The following is a 24,616-nucleotide window of genomic DNA, read 5'->3' on the forward strand; positions in this document are numbered from 1 at the left end:
CCGCTGCTGGTGGCAAGCGCAGCCGACAAGCCATGGGGTCATAACGCGCGATTCGGTACCTTCGTGAATAAGGCGGGGTGAAGCCTAACGCCGCCATCAGCCGCGCGAGGCACGAGCGTCGGCTGCATGGCTTTGTTCAGCATGATTGACAATTTCATTAGCTATCTGAGGCAGCAAGGCTTTTGGAAGACAGTGCCCAAGACCGTCAATCTCAACCAGGCGACCGTTCGGCAACAAATCCGCAATGTGCTTGCCGTGGGGTGGCGGATTGAGAGGATCCTCAGAACCCTGAATCACCAAGGTCGGAACGCTCACCTTGCTCAGCTCCCTCCCTCTGGATAGAGGTACTGGCGTTGCCATCGCGTGATTTCCGGGCTGTACCCAAGTTCCGGCATGATCTATACATCGTTGCTCACGGAGCCGAAAATCAGCCGCATCAAACTCGAGCTTTTCTCCTGAAAGGAGGCCCCATTCTTTTACGCGACGATCAAGTTCTTCCTCCATACTCTCTGAGGGTGTTGCTCGCGCAGAGAGCGCTTCAAGTACCTCCTTGTTTGGAAGGGGCAAACCATCCGGTGAACTTTCTCCTGAAAAGGCCCGTCCGATATTGCCGACGAAGTCCACATCGAGTGCTGCTCCACACATGAGGGTCAAACTGTGGAGTCGATCCGAATGATCAAGCGTAAGCACTTGGCCTAACGTCGCGCCTATCGATAAACCAACAACATGCGCCTTGTCCACTTCCCACGCGTCGAGAATCAATACCGCATCTGACGCCAGATCCTCCACGGTATAGGGGGCATCATCAAACCCAATGAAGGTAGAGCGTCCAGTATCACGATGATCATACCGAATCACGCGATATCCCTTAGATACGAGCAGTTCAACGAATTCATCCGGCCACATCAAAGCTGATGCATTCGCACCTGAAACCAATAGTATGGCGTCCCGTTCGTCCGAGCCGACAGAATGACTCCAAAGTGACCTGCCTTCCACGGGGACAAATTTCTCTGGCACCAAAACCTCCTGATATATTTCCACTCGTAATTGCTGAACGTTTGGGTTAACCGGCGCCGCCACCAGGCTCACCCGGCTTCGCCGGCCCGGAGCTTTCCGGCGTCCGGTTGAACCCTTTGTTAGGTGATGGGGCGAAATGGCTCCAGCGAGCATAGAAAACAATAGAAAGACTGGCGGCTACAACTAGAATACCGATTTCGATTAGGCTCTCGCTGTCTTGTAGCCATAGTCCTTGGCCAGCACTCACTGAGCGCCAATGGAAAAGAAGAAGCCAAAGGCACGCTATGAAGAAAAGAATCATTGACCAGCGCCGTCTCAACCACATTCCAATTCCCGCCAAAAGGGCCAGTACACCGCCAACTTGCATATGGACTGCCGCATGAACCCAGGAGCTTCCCCAGCTCGCAGCTTCTTCTGAGCTGACAAGGCCGTACATGGCCAATTTGACGTCGTACGGATCTACTAAAGCATATCCGGCCATGCCGATCAGAAGCAGGCTGATTGAGCACACAATGATCGATAAGGCCTTAAGTATCATGAATCACCTAACGCCGAAGCACAGCGGCGACCTTGGAGTGGCGACGAAGGAGCCACGGAAAGGGCGTCCGGCGGCCACCGGCCGCGAACTGCTGCGCCTTGTTAATTGGATACCTCAATGTACCACTTGGGCTTGATGCGCCCGAAATCCCGGCGAACGTTTGATTTCAGCGTCTTTTTGGAGTCGAGCACCTTTGCCTCGCCATTTTCTCGGACGAACAGAACCCAATGCCAAAAAGGCTTGCCCTGCTCTATTCGCCATTTAATGGCGAGAAGGGCCTTATCTGGCAACTGCTCCCAAGACTCGAATGGTGTTTCTTTGGGAGAGACGGAGATACCGAATTCTCGCAGAAGGGTTCGGACGTACTCCGGGTCGGACCAGAGTGATGTGTCTGATGCGTGAATACCAAGAGCGCTGGCTCTCTTTTTGGCCTCAGCATAACTGAGACCCGCCAGTGCGGCAGATGCTGCAATGCCACAACCCGTCACTTCTTCTTGAACGACAACTTCCATATCTTTACCAATTAACGCCGCGTTCACCGGCTTATCCGGTGCAACGCTTTGTTAGTGCCTAATCATTGCTAAAATGAAAATAACCATGGTCTTCAGCGTATGAATCCATAGCTTCTCTGTCGTTCGGGTCCACAAGCTCGTAAAACTCTTCTGGTGTATAGTGCACCCGATGGGTGAAATGGTCCGCAACATTTGCAGCCATTAACTCGCCGTATCCATTCAAATTTAGGCCGCACGCTTTACATGAAAACTTTGTCGGAATAACGGACTGCCTTACAATTACTTCATCTTCTGTGTTCTGGATTTGCTCACGCCCGTATGTATCCCCTTGAACTGTTGCTACACAACTACAAGCAGGGCATTCGACTCTATGATGCTGTTGATGACTAAGTACTTCACCTTGATCTTCTGATTCCTGTTTTAGTCTAGCCTGTTCACCAGGATCTTTTTCACTAAAGACCTTTGCAAAAGCAGCAATCTTACTTTTGACTTTGCTTGTCACTTCACTTTTAACTTCTTCAATTATCTTTTCGGCCGTTTGTGCCTCGTCTTCGCCTAGCAAGCTGGTTAAGCTTTCACCCTGAGCTTCAGCCAAGACTTTGCAGCACTTATAAAACCCACCAATCCACTTTTGATGTTTATACTCTACAAATGCTGCGGTACCGGAATGCAGCTCTTCGTTTCTTCTTCCGGCCAGAGCTAACGCAATGGAAAGTTCGTCATCTGTGAACTGCGGAATCAGCTCTTTACAGAGGCGAAGCACTTGGCTTGTGGCTATTGATTTGCGCTGAGACGTGGATGATCCAAGCCCAAGAGCCGATAGAACATGGCGCTGCTCCTTGTCAGGTTCAGCCAAGAGAACAGGGCTAAAATGTGCCACCGTAGACCGTGACAATAACTCAAGGCCCATCGCACACCACAATCCAAAAACATCATCTGTTCTATCTACTTCAAATGAGCGCTCAAAATATAATTTTGATTTTGCCCATAGCGAGTCCTTGTCCCAGCTCATCTACCCCTCCAAATATATTCTTAATATCTCACGCCTCTCATTATTCACTGCGGATCGGCTATGTAAATTTTTCCAGTTATCAAAAACAACAGCTTTGTCACCATCCCAGTGAACCTTTTTCGGCTGGATAGCACCCATAGCCGCCAACAACTCACCATGAAACTTTTTGGCATGACCGTTTGCTGGCTTCATGATATTTGGATCGAATCGAATCCCCCAAACTCTATTTCGAGAAAAAACTGGAGACGTATATTTACACCCTTCAAAGGTTTCAACCAGGTAAATCGATTGTTCTGCCTTCGCATAAAAATCTCTGGAAACAGCTCCAGCAATATCAGAAAGTGAAATGTAGTTGGTAGTGCATTGACTCTTCCTGAACATTCCCATTACTACATACCTAGCTGGAATTCCCCAAAAGGCTGTATCGGTATGAAAAGGAAATGCTGACAAGCCATAAATGTTACTTAGTGTCCCAGGAAGAGAGTTTCTTCCATCGCTAGATTTTAATGTGAATACATCTTCTCCATTCGGGTGGGTCCTTATTTTACCAATAGACTTTGCCAACTCGATCAATTCAGCACGAGAACAAACGTTATCTATTATGGCAACGCCATTGTGCTCTAAATCACCAAGTTCCAGCATTAATTAAACCTCCCTCTTGGAGCTACGAGCACTAACGTGAAGGGTAAGCGGCCCGCCCCGTAAATGATTGGGCCGCAGCGTTTACCGGGTCCGCTTGACCCGTTTGTTATTGCGAGGAGATTGGAATGAGTGAGGACGTGCTTTTTTGCGTACACATTGCCGGCATGGATGATGTGATCCCTGTTCACAGCATGGGAGAAGCCATCAAGGTTGCCGCGTACCTGAATGCAGAGTACGCGGAACTCCACCAACGGATGACGGCAGAGGGAAAGAAATACCTACCGTACTGTTTCTCAGCCCCGGCGATCTGGCCGCACTCGGCAGAAGATCACGCCAAATGGCTAGAGGAACTAAAGGATCGGGCGAAGGAGCAAGCCTGCCCGCACTGGATGTGCACATAACGCCGAGCACATGGGCGCGAGCTTGCGAGCGTCCCACCGCCGCTTGCGGCGGTGTAATGGTGCGCTTTGTTAAATGCCGTATTCACGCTCAACCTTTGCGACACGCACCCGAAAACTTGCGTACCATTTTTGATGGCCCAACCGCTGGGCTTCTAGGTGCTCCACGTTCTTTTTCCAATCGGTGATCGATTCCAGGCTTTCCCAGTAGGATACCGTAATCCCCAAATCTTCTCTGACTGACTCCATTCCCAGAAAACCGGGCTGGGTTGCCGCTAACTCCACCATTCTATCAGCCATTTCTGCGTACCCGTTATCTCCCTCCGTGCGGTGACTGCTGAAAATAACCGCGAAATATGGCGGCTCAGGAGTTTTAGCTATTTCCGACATATCTCCCTCTGAACATTTAACGCTGGACATGAGCGGCGGGGCAAAAGCGCCAGCTTTTGAACCGTCCGCTCGATGGACTTGTTGGGCACTGCTAGAATCCCCGCTCCTCGAACAGCGCAAAGTGGCGCTCCAACTCCCTCATGAAGCGTGGCCGGTTTGCCACCAGCCAAGACCGTCCGTCTTCTGTCAGATCCCATCTGCCGTCGTCGGTATGCACCACGAAAGGGCCAAGATCCAAGAGCGTGGGGCTTAGGAGCCCTTGAGCAGCCGTGGACAACGAGAGGGAGAACACCGAACCGACGGTAGTACGAACTCCGGTGGATGCCGCCTGCACGAGCACACCTGCGTTCAGCAGCGATGCGACGGCCGGCTGCTCAAGCGGAAGCCGCAGGCTCTTCGTCCCTGCAATCAAGAATTCACGAAGTACCGCCTTCTCCGCACCATCTAGCTCCAGCATGAAATTCTGCACTTTAGTCGCTGCGGCTTCGCTTCGACGGCGGCGTTGGACTCCGCCGTAAGCCCAAATCGCCAACTCAACCGCCAGGAGAGAAACGGATACAACAAAGACAGCGCCCGCATATGGAGCAAAATCTTCCCGGAGCTGAGCGAGGGCGAGCCGCTCTAGCCAAGGCTGCGGGAGAAAAAGCAGCAGGGCAGAAGCAAGGCCCAACACGGCCACAAGCCTCGTTGGCACCTTGGCCAAGTCCGCTATCCGAGAAATCCACTCCATTCGTTTTCCTTTCGCGCCCAACGTTTGGGTTAACCGGCGCCGCCACTGAGCTCGCCCGGCTTTGCCGCCGTTGAGCTTGCCGGCGTCCGGTTGAACCCATGGTTATGCATGGAGGCCGGGTTGGGCACTAACATCTCCTTGCTTCCCAACTACTGAAATCAAAGTGTGCTGTTTTTGGATCCCTGCCCCGAATTTCCCCAAGGAATTTGCCGCAATAGGGGCAATGAGAAATTTCGGCCACAGTGCACCAGATAGTTTCGCCTACTTCCTCCAGGTAGTGATTCTCCTCCAGATCTTCGTCGGTGGCTAATCGCGTGACAACCAGCACCCAGTTTTCCTCCTTTCCAAAATAGCCACCGTCTTTCTCAATACGGACGGATTCAGGTAGGGTTTCGCAGTGGTGAATTCGCTCTTCCATCGTTTCAGCTACAGAATGCATAACAGGTATTAGACGGCGCGCTCTATGATTGGATCAACGTGCCGGCACGATTGTCCAGCAAATATAGCCTACCATTCAGCACCTAACCAATTGATTTTAAAATAAATTAATTATAGCTAGGCCACCTATGTAGAATTCGCGTGCTTGCGCGTTTTGCCAGGGCCAATAATACTGTATGTACGTCCATACCCCAAGAGGTCCACCGTATGGATACTCACAACAGGCCCCCGAAGCTGATGGATCGGGTGAAGGCCACCATGAGGGTGAAGCGTTACAGCCTGCGTACCGAGAAGGCCTACTTAAACTGGCTTTCTCTATCGCCTGCTAAAGCAAGCTCCTACCACCACTGCGTCAACTGGCCGTTTATTTGGTTCACCACAGATCAGCGTAAATCCAAGATATCGCTGATTTCCGACAAGCTATTGTGGAAGTGTGGCTTTCCCGAACGATTAGGTGACGAAGTCGCCCCTGGTGGCAGCCAGGATCGCCCTTCGGGCGATATCGCCGAAGCGTCGGACCGGCAGAATCCGCGCTCCCACTATGGTATTCACGGCAAAGGGCGAAGACTTTTTTATATCGCCGGCTAAGGCCGGTGCCTGCAGGAGTTTGCCGGTGGGACAAGAGTAGTGCTGGGGTGGGTGAGGCATTCAGGCACGCTACCGCCCCTACCTGGGCATGTCGCGATGGCGTCCTGCCATCCATGCGGTAGTCCCTGCGTGCCGCGATGTTCCACTCCCTGGCCCTCTTAGGGGGCCTCGATGATCCAGCCTATGCGAGGCCCCTGGTCGATGCAAAGTCGAGTTTGGTCGTAGGCAACGGTCCTGCATCCCGGGGCTCGCTTATCGTTTAGCGTTCCAGCCCCAGGCGGCGGTGCCAGTCGGCGATGCTCTCCTCCGGGTAGCCGGCGAAGCACTTGTCGGTGTCTCTGGCCTCGACTTCCACCCAACTGGCCTTGCTGTCCAGCAGCAGGTGGACCCGCTCGGGCGGGATCGGCAGCTCGGTGTCGATGGCCGAGGCGAAGGGGTGTACCAGCTCCGGCCAGCGGGGATCGAAGACCCACAGCGCCGAGGCGCAGTGACGGCAGAAGTGTCGTTCTCCGGGGCTGGTCTCGCCGTCGATCACCGCCCGGTAGACACCCTGGTGTTCGGCGCCTTCGACCTGGAGGGTCGCGGCGTGCCCGCTCAGGTTGATGGCGTAGCCGCCACCCCCGGCGGTCTTGCGGCAGATGGAGCAGTAGCAGCGCTGGTAGGGATAGGGGTGCGGCGACTCGACGCTAAAGCGCACCGCGCCGCAGTGACAGGAACCCTGGAGTCGCATGGGGCTATCTCCTTTTCGATGAGGGATTACCGCCTCCAGTCTAGAGCTTCTCCGACGACCATCGGCGCTCGCCCAGGGCAATTTTGTGCAATACCGGGGACGCAGGGGCGGCCAGACTCGGGGCATCGCTTGCTCTTCGAGGAGGAACCCCATGAGCCTGTCCCTGATCCTGCCGATGTCGGCCTTCGCCCTGGCCGCTTCCATCTCTCCTGGCCCGGTCAACCTGGTCTGCCTGAGCAGCGGCACCCGCTACCCCATCCCCCGGGGGCTGGTCTTCGTCACCGGGGCGACCCTGGGCTTTCTCGTACTGTTTCTGGCCGTGGGCCTGGGGCTCTACTCGCTGCTGGCGATGGTGCCGGGACTGGAGACGGCCCTGCGCTGGGCGGGGGTGGCCTTCCTGCTCTACCTGAGCCTGCGGCTGTTTCGCGACGATAGCCGGCTGCCAGAGGACGACGGCCGACAGGCCCCGGGCTTTATGGCGGGGGCGCTGATGCAGTGGCTCAACCCCAAGGCCTGGCTGGCCTCGGCCTCTGGCATCGGCGCCTATACCGGCGGCGACGTGGGCCAGCTCTGGCTCTTCGCCGCCCTCTACCTGCCCATCTGCTGGCTCTCCCTGGGCAGCTGGGTCTATGCCGGGGCCTTCCTGCGCCGCCATGTGCAACGTCCCGGGGTGCTGGTCGCCATCAACCGCAGCCTGGCGCTGCTGCTCGCCGCCAGCTGCGTCTATCTGCTGATCGATTGATCGGCGTCTGCCCCCGGCGCGACGAAGTCGCGGCGCATAATGGTCACCGCCTCGCCGCGATAGTCGCGTTCTTCCAGGTCGCGCCAGCCCAGGCGCCGGTAGAGGGGTTGCTGATCCGGGGTGTAGAGGTAGAAGTGGCCGTGCCCCTGGGCGCAGGCCTCTTCTTCCACGCGCTGAACCAGCCGCGAGGCGATGCCCCGCCCCCGCCACTCGGGCAGCACGAAGACCGAGGCCAGCCAGGGCGTCAGGTCGCGGCGATCGCTCATGTCGTCGGCCACCAGGCAGGCCGTGCCCACCGGGGTGTCGCCGTCCAGGGCGGCGAACACCGAGGGCACCCCGGCCGGGCCGCACTCCTCCCGCAGCAGGGCGATGGCGGTCTCGAGGCTACGGCCGGGGTGCAGGTGCCCCCAGGCGTCGTGAGTCCATTCGGCTAGGGTGGCGACATGCGGCGAGTCACCGCTCAGGCGCACGATGCGAATCCTTGCTTCCATCTCGGGGGACATCCTCTTCTCTGTGGTGGTGCCTCAAGGGGCGGGTCAGACTGATGCGTCTGTGCCATGGTAGCCAGCGGTAAGGATCTTGGCATCACCTGGCCATCGGGCCCCGCCGTTTAGCCCCAGAAGGCCGCGGCCTTGGCGGCCAAGTAGAGCCCCACCCCGAAGGACAGGTGCGCCACCAGGCTCCGGAAGCGAGCCTTGTTCGGCTGGGGCGTGCGGGAGGCCGCCAGGCCGGCACCGAATGCCGGTTGCATGATCAAGAAGGGCACGACCACCGTGCCCACGCCGATGATCAGCGCCGGCCCCGGCGTGGGATCGGCCACCCACGCCGGCCCCCAGAGCCCAATCAGCAGCGCGGCGAACAGCATGCCGATGGCGTAGTGCGCCGCCCAACCGAGGACCCGCTCCCCCGCCACCGGTGGCGCCGCCATGATGGCCTTATGCCGAAAGCGCCCCCGGGGGAAGTGGCCGAGCCAGCGCCCGACCAGCGCATAATCGAGTGACGGTACCCCGAACAGGCGCCGCTGGAGCAGGGCCCAGAGGTCCATCACGGCCGTGGCACCGAGGCCGATCACCGCGCCATGCCAGATGAGTGCATGCATTCCGTTCATAATGACGAGCTATCCCTGTGTTGGCGACAGCCGTCACTCTACGAATTCAAGAGCACTTGAGGTCAAGCATGAAGACGCTGGATATCGCCGAGGTCGCCCAACGTTCCGGTTTGCCGGCGTCGACCCTGCGTTTCTACGAGGAAAAGGGGCTGATCCGCTCGACGGGGCGCCATGGCCTGCGGCGGCTGTTCGCGGAGAGTGTGCTGGAGCGGCTCGCCCTGATCGCCCTCGGTCAGGGCGCGGGCTTCACCCTGGAGGAGATGGCCGAGATGTTCGGCGCCGATGGCCGGCCGGCCATCGACCGGGCCCGACTCCTCGAGCAGGCCGACGACCTGGATAAGCGCATCCGGCACCTGGTCAGGATGCGCGACGGCCTGCGCCATGTCGCGGCCTGTACGGCGCCGAGCCACCTGGAATGCCCGACCTTCCGGCGCCTGCTGCGCCATGCCGCCCGGCCGCCCCGGCGGCGCCCATAAGCGCCCCCGGCTAGGACTCGAGTCGCGAGCGGCGGTACTGATCGGGGGTGGCGGCCACCAGGCGCTTGAAGGTGCGCTGGAAGTGCGGCTGATCGCTGAAGCCGGCGCTCAGGGCCGCCTCGGCGATGGGCGTGCCGCGCTTGAGCTCCCGCTGCCCCAGCTGGACGCGGCGATTGATCAGGTAGGCGTGGGGCGTCAGGCCGAAGTGCTGCTTGAAGGCGCGGATCAGGTGCCCGGGGCTGTAGCCGGAGCGCGCGCACAGGGTGTCCAGGGAGACCTCCTCGGCGGCATGGGCGTCCAGGTAGGCGGCCAGTTCGCGCAGGGTGGCCGGGGGCAGCGGCCGCGGCTGGGCCGCTTCCCCCGCCAGGTGGTGCATCAGCGCCGAGAGGTAGTCGGCCGCCTCGCTCTGCTTGTCCAGCAGGTCACGGCACGGGTCGAGCAGGGCATCGGTCATGCGCAGGTAACCGGCATACCACTCGGGGGCGGTGATCACCGCGGTGGGAATGTCCTGCCAACGTGGCGCCTCGAGCAGCCCCGCCCCATGACGCAGCGCGGTCAGCCAGTCGGTATCCACATAGAGCATGCGGTAGGCCCAAGGCCGGTCGTCGATGGGGTTGCAGGCGTGGACCCACTCCGGGTTCATCAGCACCAGTTGGCCGGCCTGGATAGGGTGGCGTGCCTCCCGATAGTGGAAGGTGCTCTCCCCGGCGGTCACCGCCCCCAGCGACCAGTGCCGATGGCTATGCGGCGCGTAGCAGACCTTGCGGCCGTCCTCGACCCGGCGCAGCTCCAGGTGCGGCAAGCGCGCATCGCGCCAGAAGCGGGGTTGGCTGGGGTTCGTCATGGCTCCTCTCCCTGAGGCATTCCCGACCAGTGTACACCGCCACGGAGCCGCGATGATGCCGCGACACCCCGCCCAGCCAGGCCGGGGTCGCCCCACTCACTCGTGCTGCAAGAGATTGATCAATCGACCGAAGGGGTCGCGCACATAGAAGCGGCGCACGCCCCAGGGCTCGCTCGCCGGCCCGTACTCGATGGGCAGGTTCGCCGCCCTGACCCTGGCCAAGGCGGCGTCCAGGTCATCGACTTCGATCGACAGGTCGGGGACGGGGGTGCCCGACCCGCCCTCGCTCCCGAAGCTGACCTGGACGGTCATCTTTTCGTCCGTGCCGTAGGTCTGGAACCAGCCGTGGTCCATGAGCAGTTCCAGGCCGAGGATGTCCCGATAAAAGGCCGCCGCCCGATGGATATCCGGGGTCTCGGTATTGGCTACGATGCGCCTGACCCGCATAAGTCACCTCGCCAGTGGATCGTCCCCAGACAGTCATAGGACAGCGCCGCCTCGAACGCCATCGAAAGGCCGGGAAATGCCGAGCCTGTCGTTTGCCTCGGGGCATCGCCCTTATCCGTCGAAGAGCACCTCGAAGCCCCCATAGACCATCCGCTGGCCGTCGAAGGGCATGGGGTTCACGTCGGGCTGCATACGCGGGTCCTCCATGGCCTGGGCCATGGCCCGGTCGCGCACGGCTTTCGATGGCCAGCTGATCCAGCCGAAGACCACCGTCTCGTCCGCCTGGCACTTCACCGCCAAGGGGAAGGAGGTGACCTTGCCCTCCGGCACGTCATCGCCCCAGCACTCCACCACCTGGAGGGCGCCGAGCTCCTTGAACACCGCCGCGGCGATGCGGGCGTGCTCGAGATACTTCGCCTTGTTGGCGGTGGGCACCGCGGCCACGAAAGCATCCATATAGTTCATCAGTCGTCTCCTTGATTATCCAGGGGAGGTAGCTGCCGCACCGGGCGCACCTCGATGGTGCCGAAGCGGGCCGGCGGAATGCGGCTGGCCAGCCGCAGCGCCTCGTCCAGGTCGCGGGCCTCCAGCAGGTAGAAACCGGCCAGTTGCTCCTTGGTCTCGGCGAAGGGACCGTCGGAGATCAGCGGCTCGCCGTCGCGTACTCGCACGCTGGTGGCGGTCGCCACCGGCTGCAGGGCCTGGCCACCCAGGAAGTGGCCCTCCTGGGTCAGGCGCGCCACGCCGGCCACGCACTCCTGGTTGAGGTCGTGCCACTGGGACTCGGTCATGGCATCGATCAGGCTCTGCTGATAATAGACCAGGGCGGCATATTGCATGGGTCTCGTACCTCCGTGTGACAGGGTCGCCCCGCCGTCCGGCGACGGGGTATCGGTGAATCGCCCGACGTGGCGCAGAATCGACAGCGACGCCAAATGTTTTTCGCCGTCCTATTCCAGGCGCAGCCGCATGGCGCGAAAGCGCCGCCGATACTGGCTCGGCGTCAGCCCCACCCGGCGCCCGAACAGGCGCCGAAAGAAGCTGGGGTCGGCATAGCCCACCTGCTCGGCCACCTCGTCGATGGGCGCCTCGCCGCTCTCCAGCAGTTGCTTGGCCTCCTCCAGGCGCAGGGTGTGCACGTACTCCATGGGCGTCATGCCGGTGGCGGCCTTGAAGCGGCGCTTGAAGGAGCGTTCGGTCAGGCCGCTGATGGCCACCATGCCGGCCACCGGCGAATGGGTGTCGTAGTGCTGGGCCACCCAGACCTGGCAGCGGGTGATACAGGCATCCTCCACCTGCCGCGAACAGGTCAGGGCCGCATAGGGTTGCTGCCCCTGGTGGTGCCAGTCGATCAGGTTGATCCGCGCCAGGCGCATGGCCTCGTCGACGCCCACCAGCCGCGCCACCAGGAACAGCGCCAGATCCAGCCAGGTGGTGCCACCGCCGGCCATGATCAGCCGCTGCCCCTCGCCACTCACCACCAGGCTGCGCTGGGCATGCACCCGCACCCGGGGATAGCGCCGCGCCAGGGCGTCACAGTAAGCCCAGTGGGTGGTGGCATCTTCGTCATCGAGCAGCCCCGCCTCGGCGAACAGCAGGGCCCCAGTGCAGGCGGCGGCGAGCAGCGCACCCTGGGCATGGCAGTGGCGCAGCCAGGCGCTCTCCGCGTCATAGCCGGCCAAGCTGGCCTGGGGCGCCACGAAGAGCTCCGGCACGCAGACGGCTCGGGGTGACGGCAGCTCGGCCAGGGCGGCATGGGGCTCGATCCAGGCGCCATTGGCGGTGCGAAAGCCGCGCCCATCCCGCGACACGATCCAGGGCGTGATCAGCGGCTGGCCGGCCTGGCCATGCATCAGCAGCCCCCAGTCGCGCCCCGCCGCACCGAGGATGTCGTACATGCCGTAGAGGGTGGAGGCGGTGGCATCCGCGCCCGCCAGCAGGGCGACCGTGATGCCATCGGCGCCGTCAGGGTCACTCATGGCAGAAAACTCCCGGTCGCGGCGCAAAGCGCCTGCGTGGCCCCGCCCCCTCGGGCATATCCTGAGGACAGGCCTCTCGCCCACCATAACGACAATCGGAGATGGATCATGTGCGATATTCCCCTGGCGACGGCGGCACCCGCCGCGGCCACCGACGATTTCGAGACGCGCCTGGTACAGGCGCTGAACCATGGCGGCCTGCTGCTGCTGACCTCCATCGGCCACCGCACCGGCCTGCTCGAGGCGCTGGCCGGCCAGCCACCGCTGACCAGCCAGGCCCTGGCCGAGCGCAGCGGCCTGCAGGAGCGCTATGTGCGCGAATGGCTGGGCGGCATGGTGGCCGCCGAGGTCATCGAGACCGACCCCGACACCGCCCGCTACTGGCTGCCCGATGAGCGCGCCGCCCTGCTCACCAGCCAGGGCGAGGTGAACCTGGCCGTCTATGCCCAGTTCATGCCCCTGCTAGGCAGCGTAGAGGATGACGTGGTGCGTTGCTTCCACGAGGGCGGCGGCGTGCCCTACTCCCGCTACCCGCGCTTCCAGGAGGTGATGGCCAGCGACAGCGGCCAGACGGTGCTGCCGGCGCTGTTCGAACATATCCTGCCGCTGGCCCCGGGGCTGATTGAGCGCCTCGAGAGCGGCATCCGCGTGCTGGACTGCGCCTGCGGCCGCGGTCGGGCCCTGCTGGCCATGGCCGAGCGTTTCCCGGCCAGCCGCTTCGTTGGCTACGACCTCTCCGAGGAAGCCATCGCCTGGGGCCGCGAACAGGCCGAACGGGCCGGGCTGACCAACCTGCGCTTCGAGGCCCGCGACCTCAGCGACTTCGACGCCACCGCCGAGCCCGAGGCCTTCGAACTGGTCACCACCTTCGACGGCATCCACGACCAGGCCCAGCCGCGCCGACTGCTGGCGGGCATCCACCGCACCCTCACCGCGGATGGCCTCTACCTGGTGCAGGATATCCACGCCTCCAGCCATCATCACCTGGACCGGGATCACCCGCTGGGCGCCATGCTCTACGCGGTGTCGCTGAGCCACTGCATGACGGTGTCGCTGGCTCAGGGCGGCGAGGGGCTGGGTACCATGTGGGGCCGCGAGCGGGCCCTCGCCTACCTGGAGGAGGCCGGCTTCCACGATATCGAGGTCCATCAGCTCCCCCACGACATCCAGAACGACTACTTCGTCTGCCGGCCCTGAGAGGCCTGAGCGGGGGGCTTGCTCCCCCCGCCAATCCTGCCTACACCTTGTGAATGGACTCACCCCTTGCCTTCGGCCCCAAGGTGCGGCGCGTGCTGGCGATCTGGCGCTTTCTCGGCCTGGTGCTGCTGGGCGCGCTGATCGGTGGCGTGGCCGCCCTGGCCGCCGTCGGCTTCGTCAATGCGGTGGTATGGCTCAACGACCTGCTGCTGATCTCCCCCCGGGGGCGGATGATGGCCGCCGACCCCGGCCTGGTGGTGCTCGCCACCCTGCTGGTACCGACCCTGGGCGGCCTGGTGGTCGGCCAGCTGCACCGCGGCCTGCCCGACGGCCGCCCCCATACCCCCGCCGATGCCATCGCCGCCGTCCAGACCCGCCGCGGCCGCCTGCCGGCCCGGGCCGGCGGCCTCTCGGCGCTGAGCGGCCTGGTGTCGCTGGGCGCCGGCGCCTCGGTGGGCCAGTACGGCCCCCTGGTGCACCTGGGCGCCACCCTGGGCTCCCAGGCCGCGCGGCTGCTTCGCCTGGGCCGCTCCGAGGACAATATCACCATCGCCTGCGGGGTGGCGGCGGCCATCGCCGCGGCCTTCAATGCGCCCCTGGCGGGCATCGTCTTCGCCCATGAGGTGGTGCTGCGTCACTACGCCCTGCGCGCCTTCGCCCCGGTGGCCGCCGCAGCCATCGTCGGCCATGTACTGGCCACCCAATGGCTGGCCCAGGGGGCGCTCTTCCATATCGCCGACCCCGCCGTGCCCCGGCCCTGGGAGTTCGCCCTCTTCCTGGTCCTGGGCGGCCTGGGGGCCCTGGTGGCCGGGGCCTATATGCACGCCATCCTGGGCATGGGGCGCCTGGCCAAGCGCCTGCCGCTGCCGGTCAGCCTGCGCCCGGCCCTGGCCGGGGCCCTGCTCGGCCTGACCGCCCTCTGGGTGCCGGACATCCTCGGCATGGGCCAGGAGACCCTGCGCTTCGCCACCCTGGCCGGCGCCTACGGCGGCGGCGAACTGCTGCTGGTGCTGGGCCTCAAGCTGGCCGCCACCGCCCTGTGCCTGGGGCTGGGCTTCGCCGGCGGCGTGTTCAGCCCGGCGCTGGTCATCGGCACCCTCTTCGGCGCCCTGATTGGTACCTTGGTGGCGGGGCTGGGTGGCGCCCAGGAGACCTTTATCTTCTATGCGGTGTGCGGCATGGTGGCGGTCACCGCGCCGGTGATCGGCGCCCCCCTCACCACCCTGCTGATCGTCTTCGAGCTCACCGGCAGCTATGCCCTGACCACCGCCGCCCTGGCCAGCGTGACCCTGGCCAGCCCCCTGGCCGCCCAGCTGTTCGGCCGCTCGCTGTTCGATATCCAACTGGCCCAGCGCGGCCTGGACCTCTCCGCGGGCCGCGGCCGCGCCGTGCTCAAGGAGGTGCGGCTGGCCGAGCTGATCAGCCAGGACGCCGTGACCCTGGCCCCGGAGACGCCGCTGGAGCGCGCCATCTCGCGGCTGAGCCGGGCGGGCCATGGTGAGGCCTACCGGGTGGATGGCGAGGGGCGCTACCGGGGTTGCGTGACCCTGGCGGACCTGGAGGCCCACCGCGAGGCCGGGGCGGCCCGCACCCTGGCCGACTGTCCCGAAACGCCGCGCCCGGTGCTGGGCCCCCAGGCCTCGCTCTGGGAGGCCATGCATCAATTGCAGCGGGTCACCGGCGAGGCCATCGCCGTGGTGGACGACGAGGAGCGCTTCCTGGGGGTCGCCTATGAATCGAGCATCGCCCGCGCCTTCCTGCACCACAGCGACGCCCTGCGGCGGGAGGAACACGGTGCCGGCTAGGCGCTGGCTCCCGGGCGTCGTGGCTCGGCTGCTGCCCGGGTTGCTGGCCGGGTTGCTGGCCTTAGCCACCCTGCCCCTATCCTCGGCCGTCGCCGAGGCGCCGGACGAGGGCGGCCCCCTGACGGTACTCAGCTGGGGCGGCGCCTACGAGCGAGCCCAGCGCCGCGCCCTCTTCACCCCCTTTACCGAGGCGACGGGCATGGCGGTGGAGGCGGCCCGCTATCACGGCGGCCTGAGCGACCTGCGCCGGGCCGTGGCGGAGAACGCCGTCCCCTGGGATCTGATCGACATGACCCGCAGCGAGGCCATGGCGGCCTGTGCGGAGGGGCTGCTGGAGCCACTGCCCGCGGACCTGGCGGCCCCGGCACCGGACGGCACCCCGGCGGCCGAGGATTTCCTGCCCGGCGCCCTGGGGCGCTGCGCCATCAGCCACTCGATCTTCGCCACCGTGGTGGCCTACCGCCGCGACGCCTTCCCCGGACGGCGCCCCACGCGCATCGCCGACCTCTTCGATCAAGAGCGCTTCCCGGGCCCCCGGGCCCTGCAACGCACCCCGGCGGCCAACCTGGAGTGGGCCCTGCTCTCCTACCGGATACCCCGGGAGGCGCTCTATCGGCTGCTCAGCACCCGCCGCGGCCTGGACCTCGCCTTCGCCCGGCTCCGCGGCCTCGACGAGATCCACTGGTGGCAGGCCGGCGAGACCCCGGTGGAGTGGCTGGCGGAGGGCAAGGTGGTGATGGCCTCCGGCTACAACGGGCGCTTCTTCGCCGCCATGGTGGAGCGCGACCTGCCCATCGAGATCCTCTGGGACGGCCAGCTCCAGGAGCACGAGACCTGGGTGATTCCCCGCGGCGCCCCCAACCCCGTGGCGGCCCGCGACTTTATCCGCTTCGCCACCAGTAGCGAGCGCCAGGCCGAGCTGGCCCGGCATATCCCCTATGGTCCGGCGCGGCGCTCCGCCGCCATCCAGGTCACCACCCACCGGGACAGCGGCCTGGACATGCGCCTGCATATTCCCACCCACCCCCTCAACGCCCAGGGGGCGGTGACCAAGGACGAGGCCTGGTACGCCCGCACCCAAGAGCGCATCGCGGCCCTGTTTCGCGAGGCCCTGCTCGAAGAGTAGGCGGGGTACCGGCTTTGCCTGCCGGGCACCAGGGGGTAACGTTAAGGGCATCGCTGTCGTCACGGATGCACGCCATGCCCCTCCCTCGTCGTTTCCTTCCTGCCCTGGTCACCCCCTGCCTGCTCGCCCTCGGTCTCGGCGGTGCCCCGGCCGCCTTCGCCAATGGCCCCGCCTGCCCCGACGCCACTCCGGGACAGTGGCAAGCGACGGACGGTACGCCACTGAGCACCCCGGCCCTGCTCGCCGAGCTGGCCGGCCAGCGGGTGGTGCTGCTCGGCGAGCAGCATGATCGCCTGGCCCACCACCGCTGGCAGCTGCATACCCTGGCGGGCCTGCACGCCCACCAGCCCGACCTGGTGATCGGCCTCGAGATGCTGCCCCGGGAGGCGCAGCCGGCCCTCGACGCCTGGGTCGCCGGCGAGCTGGACGAGGCGGCCTTCCTGGAGGCCAGCGATTGGCACCGCCACTGGGGCTTCGACCCCGACCTCTACCTGCCCATCCTGCACTTCGCCCGCATGCACCGGCTGCCGCTGCTGGCCCTCAACGTCACCCCGGCGCTGCGCCAGCGCCTGGCCAGCGATGGCTGGGACGCCGTGCCCAGCGCCGAGCGCCATGCGATCACGCCGCCGGCCGCGCCCCCCGACGCCTACCGGGAGGCGTTGAGCGAGGTGTTCCGGGCCCACCCCACCGGCGCCGACAGCGAGGCCGCCCTGGCGCGCTTTATCGATGCCCAACTGGTCTGGGATCGCGCCATGGCCATGGCCCTGGCCGAGGCCAGCGGCCCGGGGCGCCTGGTGGTGGGCCTGATGGGTCATGGTCACCTGCGCCACGGCCATGGGGTGCCCCATCAGCTGCATGACCTGGGCATCGCGGCCCAGCGCAGCCTGCTGCCCTGGCCGCTGAACGCCAACGCCTGCGAGCCCCCGCCCCGGGACCTGGCCGATGCGCTCTTCCTGCTTGGCGACGAAGGCCCCTTCGAGCCCACCCCGCCGCCGCGCCTGGGGGTCTGGGTGGACAGTGCCGACGAGGGGGTGCGCATCCAGATGGTCGGCGACGGCTCCCTGGCCGAGCGGCTGGGCCTGCAAGTCGGTGATATCATCCTGCGCGCCGCCGGCCAGGCATTGCGCCGGCCCGGTGACCTGAGCGCTCTGGTCGGCCGCCAGCCGCCGGGCAGCCTGATGCCCCTGGAGATCCGCCGCGACGGCACGGTCTGGGAGCTGCTGGCCCGCTTCCCCACCCCGTCGGAGTAGTCGCCCATGCCCCCATTGAGATGGCTACTGGGCCTGGCGACCCTGGCCATGCCCCTGACCCAGCCCCTGGCCTGGGGCAACGACGATGCCTGGTCGCTGCGTGTCTGGCTCGACCCCACCGCCAGAACCCTGAGCGGCGAGATGACCCTGGCGCCGGTCTCCGGCGAGCTACGCCTGCACCCGGAGCTGCGCCTGGAGGCGGCGAGCCAGGGCGAGGACGCGATAGCCGTCGAGCGTCTGGCCCCGGGGCGCTATCGCCTCGACACCCTGGCGGGCGAGGCGCCCCTGAGCCTGCGTTGGCAGGGGGCACTGCCCCGCCAGGGGGCCATCGGCCTGGCCGAGCGTGGCGGCCTGCTACCCGGCGCCATCGCCTGGCACCCCCGGGTCGAGGCCATGCCCCCCGGCCCCCTGACGCTGACCCTGCACCTGCCGGAGGGCCAGCAGGGAGTGGCCAGCGGCAGCCTGGTGGCGGAGCACGCCGGCGCCGAGGGGCCACGCCTTGACTTCCACCACCCCCTGACCGCCGAGGCGAGCCTGGCCACCGGCCCCTGGCGCCTGCACGAACGCGAGGCCGAAGGGGTGCGCCTAAGGGTGCTCTTCCCGGCGCCCCTCGACGAGGCGTTCGCCGAGACCTACCTGGATGCCGCCGCCGATCACCTGGCCGCCTTCCAGGCGCGCCTGGGCCCCTTCCCCTTCGCCAGCTTCAGCATGGCGGCCAGTCCCGCTCCCCTGGGGGTGGCCTTCCCCGGCTTCACCCTGCTCGGCGAGCGGGTCATCCCCCTGCCCTTCATTCCCCACACCTCCCTGGCCCACGAGCTGATGCATGGCTGGTGGGGGGCCGGCGTGCGGGTGGACGACGCCGCCGGCAACTGGGCCGAGGCCCTGACCACCTATTTGGCCGACTATGCCCTGGACGAGGCCCGGGGCCAGGCCGGCGAGACCCGGCGGCGCTGGCTGCGCGACCTGGCGGCCCTGCCGGAGGCGAACACCCCGGCCCTGGTCGACTTCCAAGGCGGCCCGGATGCCGCCGAACGGCTGGTGGGCTACCAGCAGGGCGCCCTGCTCTTCCACCAACTGCGCCGCCGGCTCGGCGACGACGCCTTCGAGGCGGGCCTGCGCCGCTTCGCCGACACCTGGATGCATCAGGAGGCGAGCTGGGCCGAGCTGATCGACGCCCTGGCGGGCGACGCCGCCGAGGGCCAGGCGCTGATGGCCTTCGCCACCCCCTGGCTGGAGGAACCCGGGCGGCCGACGCTCGGCCTCGAGGCGGTACGCCTGAGCCAGGACGAGGATGGGAGCTGGCGGGTCAGCGGCGAGCTGGTGCAGGACGGGGGCGTCTGGCCCATGAGGGTGCCCCTGGTGCTCGAGGGCGACACGGCGGACGAGCGCCGGGTCTTCGAGGTGCCCCTGGAGGAGGCGCGCCAGCCCTTCGTGCTGGAGAGCGAGACCCGCCCCCGGCGCCTTCTCCTCGACCCCGCCTTCGAGTTGCCCCGACAGTTGCCCCCGCCGCCGATCCTGCGCCGCCTGGCCCTGGCCCCGGCGCTACGCCTGGCGTCGCTGAGCCCAGGCCTGGACGCCCGGCCGCTGATCGGCGAGACACCGATCGCGGACGATGCCGCCCTGACCCTGGTGGTGGGCGAAACCCGGGCGATAGCGGCCTGGCTCGCCGCGGAAGGGATCGACGGGGCCGCGGCGGCACCGGCCACCCGGGGACAGGCCCGGCTCTGGCTCTTGCCCGAGCGGCCCATCGCCCTGCTCAGCGCCGAGAGCCCCGAGGCCCTGGCCGCCCTGGCCCGGCGCTGGCGACACCATGGCCAACACGGCTACCTGGTGGTGGATGACCGGGGCGAGACCCTGGCGGTGGGCGGCTGGGAAGAGGAGCGGGAAGCGGCTCGGGAGCATGGCGGCGAGGTGCCCGGCGTGACCTTCGCCCCGCCCCACGGCGAGGAGTAAGGCCCGCGGCATGTAGGTCGGCTAAGCGAGCCAGAGCGAGCGCAGCCGACAGCCGCAAGAAACGTAGCTAACGAGACACCGTTGCGTCCGCCGAGGAGCAAGGCCTACTCAGCCTGAATCAGCAGATTACGCGGCGTCAGCGAGCGCTCGCAGAAGGTGCCCAGGCGCACCGCCAGACCCGCCTCCTCCAGGCACAGCAGGCGATCCAGCACCAGCCACAGCTCCAGGGGGCGGCGGAAGAGGTGACGCACCAGCTCCAGGCGCTCGACCCGGGCCTGGCGCGCGGCGCCCGCCGCCTCGAAACGCGCCCAGTCCAGGGTCGAATCCAGGGTCGAAGGCAAGGGCAGCCCCTTCTCGGCGGCGGCCCAGCGGCAGAAGCCGGCGAAGTCGTCGGGCAGGCGCCCATAGGCGAGGCTCGGCACCGGCAGGTAGCGATCCTCCCCCCGCACTTCCCGCTGCAGTTCATCGAAGCCCAGCCGCCAGGCATTGGCCCGGGCGCGGCTCAGGCGCACCTGGCGCGGCGCCGTCACCGTCTCCTGCACCGCCAGGGCCAGCTGCTCCCGGGTCAGCGCCAGCCCATGCTCGGCCATGGCCTGCTCGCCCTGGCGGGAGAGCGGCCGATAACTCGCCTCGGCGGTGCGCTGGTAGCAGCAGGGGGCCAGGGTCAGCGGCAGGCGCCGCTCGGCGGCCCGCTGAATCAGCCGGCCATGCAGGTCGCCGCAGGCGTGCAGGGCCACCAGTTGGCGGCCCGGGGTCAGCCAGTCGGCGGCGCTATCGGCCATCACGTCCTGGGTATGCAACTCGAGATCCGCCCCCTGGGCCTCGGCCAGGGCCTGGCCCGCCTGGCAGAGCGGCGCCTGCCACTCCAGGCCGATGACCCGAGCCTGGTCACGCCGCGCCAGGGCCCGCCCCAGGTGCCCCTTGCCGGCGCACCACTCCAGGTAGGCCGGCGCCGGGGCCAGGCGAGCGGCGAAGGCGCTGATCTGCGCCCACTTGCGCCCCCCCACATGGGTGGCCCAGGCCTCGGGCAGGGGCCGTGCCCCCGCCGCCTCGGGCAGGGGCGCCACCTCGCAGAGCCCGGCAAGCTCCGCCACCGGCAGCCAGTCGCCCAGCCTCGAGGGGGCGAAGGGCTCCGCCTCCAGGCGCTCCCGCTCGGCCTCGTTCAGCCCCAGCAGCCAGGCCTCGAGGTCGGGAAAGGCCGCCCCCCAGGGGGCCCGGCGATAACGAAACGGCTCCGGCGCCCAGAGCGGCTGCCAATGGGCCAGGAGCTCGGTGAGGCGGGCGAAGCGTTGGGCATGGGGGGAAGACATGACGAGGCTCAAATGAAAGGGGCCGCCGATCATACCCGAGGCGGGATCGGCGATCACGGCTCAAGGCGTCGAGAGCAACAGGGTCGGGGTCAAGCCGATGCCGAGCCGCTGGCGCGTGGTGCGCGACAGCCCTTCCAGGTGGCCCACCAGCCACTCCACCAGATCCGCCCCATCCATCACGCGAATGCCCTGGGCCTCGGCCCGCTCCCGCAGGGTGTCGGAGACCTCGGCGCTGGTCACGAAGCAGCGAATCGCCTCTTCGTCATCCTCGAGGGCCTCCAGTTGCCTGAGCCCATGCAGGCCCGAGACGCCGTCATGGTGCTTGACCTGCACCAGCAGGCGGGTCGAGCTGAAGGCATCGGTGCGAGAGGCGGCGATATCCACATCGCCGAGATCCGCGCGGGCATTCTTGGCCTCGATGCGGCCCTCGTAGCCCTCCAGGGTCAGGAGCTCAAGCACCAGTTGCTCCAGCCCATAGCCGCCGCTCTCCAGGTAGGTGCGCCCCTGGCGCAGGTTGGCCAGCAACTGGGCCTTGAAGGCCTCCTCCGTCTCGTACTCCAGGGTCTCGATGCGCCGATCCAGGCTCACCGCGCCCTCGTCCCGGGCCTGGTGAATCAACCATTCGACCTTCTCGGCAAACTCGTCCAGGGGCGCAATGGCCATGCGAATCTTCAGCCGCGAGGCCAGCCCCTGGGGCAACTGATTGCGCGGTATCCGTACCAGGCTGCCATCGGCATGCTTGAGGAAACTCACCGCCACCCGGTTCTCGCCATAGGCGACACCCAGTTCGAAGGCCTTCTGGCCGCTGGCCTCGCCGATCACGATATGGCTGCCCATGGGCACGATGACGCGATCCCCTTCGCCGAGGGCGAAGTAGCGCCGGATCTGGTTGCCCTTGCGGCCGTAGTCGATGCCTTCGGCGCGAAAGTGCGCGAGTAGCGCCTGGGCGCTGGCAAAGCGCGAGAAGTCCACGTTCGACCAGCCATAACCGACCCACCCCTGGGGCGGCAAGGCAGCGGGGCTACGCACCAGCACGTACTTAGGCATATAGAAGACTCTTCTGATTCAAAAACGCCCTAGGCTAATACCCGAGCCGCCGGCTGTCAGCGGCGACTCGGGTATCGGTAACGATCGAGCTATCTGCTCTCGGGGGCCGCCATGGCCGAGGCATGGGCCTCCTCGAGCAGCCAGCGTCGAAACAGCGCCATGCCGGCACTCTCGGGATGTGACTGCAGCCGGGTCAGCCAGTAGCTCCCCAGGGTCACCTGAATATCGAAGGGCTGGACGATCGCCCCGCTGGCCAGGTGGCGCTCGAACATGGGAATCGGTACCAGGGCCACCCCACTGCCTTGCACCACCGCCTCCATCATGGCCAGGGAGGAGTCGAGCATCACGCTCTCGGGCAGCCGCCGGTAGGGGTCGACTCCCGCCGCGGCCAACCAGGTCTGCCACTCGTCGCTGCGAAAGGAGCGAAACAGCGTCTGCGTCAGTACGTCCGCGGGGCCGTGCAGTTCCCGAGCCACCCGAGGCGAGCAGAGCACGCTCAAGGGGGCCTCCATCAGGTGTATCGCCGACTCGCCGTGCCAGGCACCGCTACCATAGCGAATGGCCATGTCATACCCCTCGGCGGCCAGCTCGACCCGGTTGTTATGGGTGGCGACCCGCACCTCGATAAACGGGAAACGCTGGTGAAAGTCGGCCAGGCGCGGCAGTAGCCAGCAGGCCGCGAAGGTACCGACGACGCCCAGCCTCAGGATCTCGCGGCGCGCGCCATCGGCCAGCGAGTCCAGGGTCTGGGCCAGGCGATCCAGCGCTTCGTTGAGGACCGGAAACAGCAGCTCGCCCTCTCCGCTGAGGCTCAGGCCACGGGGTAGGCGACGAAACAGCGCCACCCCCAGTTGCGCCTCGAGCTGTCGCACCTGGTGGCTGACCGCCGCCTGGCTGACACAGAGCTCATTGGCCGCGCCGGTAAAGCTGCCATGCCGTGCCGAGGCCTCGAAGGCACGCAGGGCGTTCAGGGGGAGTTGGTGTCGATGCATCTCAGCAACAAAATTAATTTGTATCAGGGGGTAAATTTCATCGATTGTGCCAGCTATGGTGCCTTTCTACACTCCCTCGGCCGTATCGGTCTCGCCGATGCATAAACTGGACTATCAGCTGCCCCAGGAGTTTCTTGCCATGCCACGCCGCCTACTGCCTCTCGTCCTCGCCCTTGCCGCCGGCTCGGCCCAGGCCGCCGTGCCCCCCTGCGGCTCCCCCACCCTGGATGAGCAGGTGGCGGCCCTGATGAGCCGCCATGACATCCCCGGAATGGCCGTGGCGGTAGTGAGTCACGGCGAGCTGTGCGTCAGCCATTTCGGCGTGACCTCCCGCGATACCGGGGTCGCCGTGGGGGATGACACCCTCTTCGAGATCGGCTCGGTGACCAAGACCCTCACCTCCGTCCTCGCCGCCTGGGTGCATCAGCAGGGGGGCTTCGACTGGGGCGAGCGCGTTGCCAGCATCGAGCCCCGCCTGGCGGGCAACCCCGTGGGCGAGACTACCCTGGTCGAGCTGGCCACCTACACCGCCGGCGGCTTCCCCCTGCAATTCCCCGACGGGATCAGCCAGGACAACGTCCTCGACTACTACCGAAACTGGCAGCCGGCGTTTGCCCCGGGTAGCCAGCGTCTCTACTCGAACCCCAGCATCGGCCTGTTCGGCGAGCTGGCGGCGCGCCACCATGGCCTGCCCTACGGCGAACTGATGCAGGAGCGGATCCTGCCGACCCTGGGTCTGGAACAGACCTGGCTCGAGGTACCGGAAGCCCGGCGCGGTGACTATGCCCAGGGCTATAACCGCGACGGTGACCCGTTGCGCCTCAACCCCGGCGTCATGGACGCCCAGGCCTACGGCATCAAGACCACGGCGGGCGATCTGGCCCGCTTCGTCCAGGCCAACCTGGCGGCCTACCACCAGGACGACCCCATGTCCCGGGCTCTCCTGGCGACGCAACACGGCTATGCCGCCATCGGCGAGATGCACCAGGGCCTGAGCTGGGAGAGCTATGCCCTGCCGGTCTCCCTCGCCAGCCTCCAGGCCGGCACCACCGCCGAGATGGCGCTGGAGCCCCAGCCCGCCACCCTGCTCGCCCCCCCTCTCGACACCATAGGGGGCGACCCGCAGCCGGCACGCTGGTATCACAAGACCGGCTCCACCCATGGCTTCGGCGCCTATGCGGCTTTTATTCCGGCCCGGGAGCAGGGCATCGTGATCCTCGCCAACAAGGGCTACCCCAACGGCGAGCGCGTCGAGGCGGCCTGGCGGATCCTGGCGGCACTGGAGGAGTAAGCCCCTCGCCTCGCGGGGCGGGAGGCGTCATCGCAGGGGCGAATCGCCCACCAG

Annotated in this window: 28 protein-coding genes; 10 read left to right on the plus strand and 18 right to left on the minus strand. The window is 65.7% G+C overall.

Annotated features, from left to right (window positions below):
* Positions 1 to 96: 96 nt before the first annotated feature.
* The 5 genes from IHD13_RS00005 to IHD13_RS00025 all read right to left on the minus strand — a co-directional run bounded on the left by IHD13_RS00005 (position 97) and on the right by IHD13_RS00025 (position 3,721).
* Complete coding sequence (locus tag IHD13_RS00005) at positions 97 to 1,089, minus strand: alpha/beta fold hydrolase (RefSeq protein WP_326838290.1); 993 nt, start codon at positions 1,087 to 1,089, stop codon at positions 97 to 99.
* The gene (locus IHD13_RS00010; RefSeq protein ID WP_195859151.1) at positions 1,064 to 1,555 is read right to left on the minus strand and encodes a hypothetical protein; all 492 of its coding nucleotides are present in this window, start codon (positions 1,553 to 1,555) and stop codon (positions 1,064 to 1,066) included. The genes IHD13_RS00005 and IHD13_RS00010 overlap by 26 nt, the downstream gene beginning before the upstream one ends.
* Positions 1,556 to 1,656: 101 nt before the next feature.
* Positions 1,657 to 2,067, minus strand: a complete 411-nt coding sequence (locus IHD13_RS00015; RefSeq protein ID WP_195859141.1) for a hypothetical protein — start codon at positions 2,065 to 2,067, stop codon at positions 1,657 to 1,659.
* A 58-nt stretch (positions 2,068 to 2,125) separates the two neighbouring features.
* Positions 2,126 to 3,079 carry a hypothetical protein gene (locus IHD13_RS00020; RefSeq protein WP_195858977.1) on the minus strand — a complete coding sequence of 318 codons (954 nt, stop codon included), beginning with the start codon at positions 3,077 to 3,079 and terminating at the stop codon, positions 2,126 to 2,128.
* Positions 3,080 to 3,721, minus strand: coding sequence for a hypothetical protein (locus tag IHD13_RS00025; protein ID WP_195858978.1), 642 nt, complete (start codon positions 3,719 to 3,721; stop codon positions 3,080 to 3,082).
* A gap of 125 nt (positions 3,722 to 3,846) precedes the next feature.
* Here IHD13_RS00025 and IHD13_RS00030 point away from each other — a divergent pair, with 125 nt between their 5' ends.
* Complete coding sequence (locus tag IHD13_RS00030; protein ID WP_195858979.1) at positions 3,847 to 4,122, plus strand: hypothetical protein; 276 nt, start codon at positions 3,847 to 3,849, stop codon at positions 4,120 to 4,122.
* Positions 4,123 to 4,191: 69 nt separating this feature from the next.
* Here IHD13_RS00030 and IHD13_RS00035 read toward each other — a convergent pair whose 3' ends face one another.
* The gene (locus tag IHD13_RS00035) at positions 4,192 to 4,509 is read right to left on the minus strand and encodes an antibiotic biosynthesis monooxygenase family protein (RefSeq protein ID WP_195858980.1); all 318 of its coding nucleotides are present in this window, start codon (positions 4,507 to 4,509) and stop codon (positions 4,192 to 4,194) included.
* A gap of 91 nt (positions 4,510 to 4,600) precedes the next feature.
* Positions 4,601 to 5,239, minus strand: a complete 639-nt coding sequence (locus IHD13_RS00040; RefSeq protein ID WP_195858981.1) for a superinfection exclusion B family protein — start codon at positions 5,237 to 5,239, stop codon at positions 4,601 to 4,603.
* A gap of 645 nt (positions 5,240 to 5,884) precedes the next feature.
* Between IHD13_RS00040 and IHD13_RS00050 the strand changes: the two genes are divergently transcribed.
* Positions 5,885 to 6,265 (plus strand): hypothetical protein, encoded by a 381-nt coding sequence (locus IHD13_RS00050; protein ID WP_195858983.1) that lies wholly within the window; start codon positions 5,885 to 5,887, stop codon positions 6,263 to 6,265.
* A gap of 259 nt (positions 6,266 to 6,524) precedes the next feature.
* Here the strand turns inward: IHD13_RS00050 and IHD13_RS00055 are convergent, their stop codons facing one another.
* The gene (locus IHD13_RS00055; RefSeq protein ID WP_195858984.1) at positions 6,525 to 6,995 is read right to left on the minus strand and encodes a GFA family protein; all 471 of its coding nucleotides are present in this window, start codon (positions 6,993 to 6,995) and stop codon (positions 6,525 to 6,527) included.
* Positions 6,996 to 7,146: 151 nt separating this feature from the next.
* On the opposite strand from IHD13_RS00055, the gene IHD13_RS00060 reads away from it, so the two are divergent.
* A complete protein-coding gene (locus IHD13_RS00060) occupies positions 7,147 to 7,737 on the plus strand; it encodes a LysE family translocator (RefSeq protein ID WP_195858985.1) in 591 nt (196 codons plus the stop codon).
* Here the strand turns inward: IHD13_RS00060 and IHD13_RS00065 are convergent.
* Both IHD13_RS00065 and IHD13_RS00070 read right to left on the minus strand, forming a co-directional pair.
* Positions 7,719 to 8,228, minus strand: coding sequence for a GNAT family N-acetyltransferase (locus IHD13_RS00065; protein WP_195858986.1), 510 nt, complete (start codon positions 8,226 to 8,228; stop codon positions 7,719 to 7,721). The genes IHD13_RS00060 and IHD13_RS00065 overlap by 19 nt on opposite strands.
* A 119-nt stretch (positions 8,229 to 8,347) precedes the next feature.
* Entirely contained in the window at positions 8,348 to 8,836 is a 489-nt protein-coding gene (locus tag IHD13_RS00070) for a DUF2938 domain-containing protein (RefSeq protein WP_195858987.1), read from the minus strand.
* A gap of 77 nt (positions 8,837 to 8,913) precedes the next feature.
* Here IHD13_RS00070 and IHD13_RS00075 point away from each other — a divergent pair, with 77 nt between their 5' ends.
* The gene (locus tag IHD13_RS00075; RefSeq protein ID WP_195858988.1) at positions 8,914 to 9,321 is read left to right on the plus strand and encodes a helix-turn-helix domain-containing protein; all 408 of its coding nucleotides are present in this window, start codon (positions 8,914 to 8,916) and stop codon (positions 9,319 to 9,321) included.
* Between the two features lie 10 nt (positions 9,322 to 9,331).
* Here IHD13_RS00075 and IHD13_RS00080 read toward each other — a convergent pair whose 3' ends face one another.
* The 5 genes from IHD13_RS00080 to IHD13_RS00100 all read right to left on the minus strand — a co-directional run bounded on the left by IHD13_RS00080 (position 9,332) and on the right by IHD13_RS00100 (position 12,591).
* Complete coding sequence (locus tag IHD13_RS00080) at positions 9,332 to 10,165, minus strand: AraC family transcriptional regulator (protein ID WP_195858989.1); 834 nt, start codon at positions 10,163 to 10,165, stop codon at positions 9,332 to 9,334.
* Between the two features lie 96 nt (positions 10,166 to 10,261).
* Positions 10,262 to 10,612, minus strand: a complete 351-nt coding sequence (locus IHD13_RS00085; RefSeq protein WP_195858990.1) for a VOC family protein — start codon at positions 10,610 to 10,612, stop codon at positions 10,262 to 10,264.
* A 111-nt stretch (positions 10,613 to 10,723) separates the two neighbouring features.
* Entirely contained in the window at positions 10,724 to 11,077 is a 354-nt protein-coding gene (locus IHD13_RS00090) for a DUF1428 domain-containing protein (protein ID WP_195858991.1), read from the minus strand.
* Positions 11,077 to 11,451 (minus strand): YciI family protein, encoded by a 375-nt coding sequence (locus IHD13_RS00095; protein ID WP_195858992.1) that lies wholly within the window; start codon positions 11,449 to 11,451, stop codon positions 11,077 to 11,079. The genes IHD13_RS00090 and IHD13_RS00095 overlap by 1 nt, the downstream gene beginning before the upstream one ends.
* Positions 11,452 to 11,562: 111 nt before the next feature.
* Positions 11,563 to 12,591 (minus strand): GlxA family transcriptional regulator, encoded by a 1,029-nt coding sequence (locus IHD13_RS00100; RefSeq protein ID WP_195858993.1) that lies wholly within the window; start codon positions 12,589 to 12,591, stop codon positions 11,563 to 11,565.
* 108 nt (positions 12,592 to 12,699) lie between these two features.
* On the opposite strand from IHD13_RS00100, the gene IHD13_RS00105 reads away from it, so the two are divergent.
* The 5 genes from IHD13_RS00105 to IHD13_RS00125 all read left to right on the plus strand — a co-directional run bounded on the left by IHD13_RS00105 (position 12,700) and on the right by IHD13_RS00125 (position 19,922).
* Positions 12,700 to 13,788 carry a class I SAM-dependent methyltransferase gene (locus IHD13_RS00105; protein ID WP_195858994.1) on the plus strand — a complete coding sequence of 363 codons (1,089 nt, stop codon included), beginning with the start codon at positions 12,700 to 12,702 and terminating at the stop codon, positions 13,786 to 13,788.
* 53 nt (positions 13,789 to 13,841) lie between these two features.
* Entirely contained in the window at positions 13,842 to 15,593 is a 1,752-nt protein-coding gene (locus IHD13_RS18355) for a chloride channel protein (protein ID WP_195858995.1), read from the plus strand.
* On the plus strand, positions 15,583 to 16,719 hold the full coding sequence (locus IHD13_RS00115; RefSeq protein WP_326838291.1) for an extracellular solute-binding protein: 1,137 nt from the start codon (positions 15,583 to 15,585) through the stop codon (positions 16,717 to 16,719). Before IHD13_RS18355 ends, IHD13_RS00115 begins: the two co-directional genes overlap by 11 nt.
* A 74-nt stretch (positions 16,720 to 16,793) precedes the next feature.
* Positions 16,794 to 17,969 (plus strand): ChaN family lipoprotein, encoded by a 1,176-nt coding sequence (locus IHD13_RS00120; RefSeq protein ID WP_195858997.1) that lies wholly within the window; start codon positions 16,794 to 16,796, stop codon positions 17,967 to 17,969.
* Between the two features lie 6 nt (positions 17,970 to 17,975).
* On the plus strand, positions 17,976 to 19,922 hold the full coding sequence (locus tag IHD13_RS00125) for a M1 family aminopeptidase (RefSeq protein ID WP_195858998.1): 1,947 nt from the start codon (positions 17,976 to 17,978) through the stop codon (positions 19,920 to 19,922).
* A 104-nt stretch (positions 19,923 to 20,026) separates the two neighbouring features.
* Here IHD13_RS00125 and IHD13_RS00130 read toward each other — a convergent pair whose 3' ends face one another.
* The 3 genes from IHD13_RS00130 to IHD13_RS00140 form a co-directional block, all read right to left on the minus strand.
* Complete coding sequence (locus IHD13_RS00130) at positions 20,027 to 21,232, minus strand: methyltransferase (RefSeq protein WP_195858999.1); 1,206 nt, start codon at positions 21,230 to 21,232, stop codon at positions 20,027 to 20,029.
* A gap of 60 nt (positions 21,233 to 21,292) precedes the next feature.
* Positions 21,293 to 22,279: a restriction endonuclease gene (locus tag IHD13_RS00135; protein ID WP_195859000.1), complete on the minus strand. Its 987-nt coding sequence runs from the start codon at positions 22,277 to 22,279 to the stop codon at positions 21,293 to 21,295.
* Positions 22,280 to 22,368: 89 nt separating this feature from the next.
* Entirely contained in the window at positions 22,369 to 23,271 is a 903-nt protein-coding gene (locus tag IHD13_RS00140) for a LysR family transcriptional regulator (RefSeq protein ID WP_195859001.1), read from the minus strand.
* 139 nt (positions 23,272 to 23,410) lie between these two features.
* Between IHD13_RS00140 and ampC the strand changes: the two genes are divergently transcribed.
* Positions 23,411 to 24,562: a class C beta-lactamase gene (ampC, locus tag IHD13_RS00145; protein ID WP_195859002.1), complete on the plus strand. Its 1,152-nt coding sequence runs from the start codon at positions 23,411 to 23,413 to the stop codon at positions 24,560 to 24,562.
* Positions 24,563 to 24,616 lie beyond the last annotated feature (54 nt).

It is taken from the genome of Halomonas sp. 328, assembly GCF_015645095.1.
Taxonomy (GTDB): Bacteria; Pseudomonadota; Gammaproteobacteria; order Pseudomonadales; family Halomonadaceae; genus Bisbaumannia.

Coding starts and splice junctions, on each gene's coding strand:
- IHD13_RS00010 (WP_195859151.1), bottom strand. CDS start 1,555: ATGATACTTAAGGCCTTATCGATCATTGTGTGCTCAATCAGCCTGCTT.
- IHD13_RS00015 (WP_195859141.1), bottom strand. CDS start 2,067: ATGGAAGTTGTCGTTCAAGAAGAAGTGACGGGTTGTGGCATTGCAGCA.
- IHD13_RS00020 (WP_195858977.1), bottom strand. CDS start 3,079: ATGAGCTGGGACAAGGACTCGCTATGGGCAAAATCAAAATTATATTTT.
- IHD13_RS00025 (WP_195858978.1), bottom strand. CDS start 3,721: ATGCTGGAACTTGGTGATTTAGAGCACAATGGCGTTGCCATAATAGAT.
- IHD13_RS00030 (WP_195858979.1), top strand. CDS start 3,847: ATGAGTGAGGACGTGCTTTTTTGCGTACACATTGCCGGCATGGATGAT.
- IHD13_RS00035 (WP_195858980.1), bottom strand. CDS start 4,509: ATGTCGGAAATAGCTAAAACTCCTGAGCCGCCATATTTCGCGGTTATT.
- IHD13_RS00040 (WP_195858981.1), bottom strand. CDS start 5,239: ATGGAGTGGATTTCTCGGATAGCGGACTTGGCCAAGGTGCCAACGAGG.
- IHD13_RS00050 (WP_195858983.1), top strand. CDS start 5,885: ATGGATACTCACAACAGGCCCCCGAAGCTGATGGATCGGGTGAAGGCC.
- IHD13_RS00055 (WP_195858984.1), bottom strand. CDS start 6,995: ATGCGACTCCAGGGTTCCTGTCACTGCGGCGCGGTGCGCTTTAGCGTC.
- IHD13_RS00060 (WP_195858985.1), top strand. CDS start 7,147: ATGAGCCTGTCCCTGATCCTGCCGATGTCGGCCTTCGCCCTGGCCGCT.
- IHD13_RS00065 (WP_195858986.1), bottom strand. CDS start 8,228: ATGGAAGCAAGGATTCGCATCGTGCGCCTGAGCGGTGACTCGCCGCAT.
- IHD13_RS00070 (WP_195858987.1), bottom strand. CDS start 8,836: ATGCATGCACTCATCTGGCATGGCGCGGTGATCGGCCTCGGTGCCACG.
- IHD13_RS00075 (WP_195858988.1), top strand. CDS start 8,914: ATGAAGACGCTGGATATCGCCGAGGTCGCCCAACGTTCCGGTTTGCCG.
- IHD13_RS00080 (WP_195858989.1), bottom strand. CDS start 10,165: ATGACGAACCCCAGCCAACCCCGCTTCTGGCGCGATGCGCGCTTGCCG.
- IHD13_RS00085 (WP_195858990.1), bottom strand. CDS start 10,612: ATGCGGGTCAGGCGCATCGTAGCCAATACCGAGACCCCGGATATCCAT.
- IHD13_RS00090 (WP_195858991.1), bottom strand. CDS start 11,077: ATGAACTATATGGATGCTTTCGTGGCCGCGGTGCCCACCGCCAACAAG.
- IHD13_RS00095 (WP_195858992.1), bottom strand. CDS start 11,451: ATGCAATATGCCGCCCTGGTCTATTATCAGCAGAGCCTGATCGATGCC.
- IHD13_RS00100 (WP_195858993.1), bottom strand. CDS start 12,591: ATGAGTGACCCTGACGGCGCCGATGGCATCACGGTCGCCCTGCTGGCG.
- IHD13_RS00105 (WP_195858994.1), top strand. CDS start 12,700: ATGTGCGATATTCCCCTGGCGACGGCGGCACCCGCCGCGGCCACCGAC.
- IHD13_RS18355 (WP_195858995.1), top strand. CDS start 13,842: ATGGACTCACCCCTTGCCTTCGGCCCCAAGGTGCGGCGCGTGCTGGCG.
- IHD13_RS00120 (WP_195858997.1), top strand. CDS start 16,794: ATGCCCCTCCCTCGTCGTTTCCTTCCTGCCCTGGTCACCCCCTGCCTG.
- IHD13_RS00125 (WP_195858998.1), top strand. CDS start 17,976: ATGCCCCCATTGAGATGGCTACTGGGCCTGGCGACCCTGGCCATGCCC.
- IHD13_RS00130 (WP_195858999.1), bottom strand. CDS start 21,232: ATGTCTTCCCCCCATGCCCAACGCTTCGCCCGCCTCACCGAGCTCCTG.
- IHD13_RS00135 (WP_195859000.1), bottom strand. CDS start 22,279: ATGCCTAAGTACGTGCTGGTGCGTAGCCCCGCTGCCTTGCCGCCCCAG.
- IHD13_RS00140 (WP_195859001.1), bottom strand. CDS start 23,271: ATGCATCGACACCAACTCCCCCTGAACGCCCTGCGTGCCTTCGAGGCC.
- ampC (WP_195859002.1), top strand. CDS start 23,411: ATGCCACGCCGCCTACTGCCTCTCGTCCTCGCCCTTGCCGCCGGCTCG.